The 388-nt window shown below is 68.6% G+C and carries 1 protein-coding gene; it reads right to left on the reverse strand.

The window, feature by feature from the left end; all coding sequences use genetic code 11:
* The coding region (locus tag I6F37_RS44315) for a hypothetical protein (protein WP_225155033.1) at positions 1-190 on the reverse strand (190 nt) is incomplete at its 3' end.
* Positions 191-388: the final 198 nt, after the last annotated feature.

The following is a 388-nucleotide window of genomic DNA, read 5'->3' on the forward strand; positions in this document are numbered from 1 at the left end:
ACATCACGCGGTCGCCGAAGGTCCGGGCGCGGTCTCGCACGAAGATCGCCACGCGGGCGAGGATGTCGGTGTCCCTGGAGAGGGCGTCACGCTCGTCGCCGGCTTCCGTGGTCAGGATACGGTCGTTGAGGGCCAGAATCGCCGTATTGAAGGCGTAGCTGATCTGCTCGGTCGTGAGGGTCGCGGTCATCGGCCACCTGCCTTTCGGAGCGACTCCGCATGAACGGCCAGGTGGTAGGCCCGCTCGGCGAGCTTTCCAGCCATATGAGCGTCGCCGAGTTCGACGTACTCGATCGCGCGCACGCCGCAGCGCGCGGCTTCGAGGCGATGCTCGGCCGCCCGGACGTTGCGCTCGATGGCGGTGCCGCTCCGGAGGTCGAGGCGCAGG

This window comes from Bradyrhizobium sp. NBAIM08 (assembly GCF_020193935.1).
Classification (GTDB): Bacteria; Pseudomonadota; Alphaproteobacteria; order Rhizobiales; family Xanthobacteraceae; genus Bradyrhizobium; species Bradyrhizobium yuanmingense.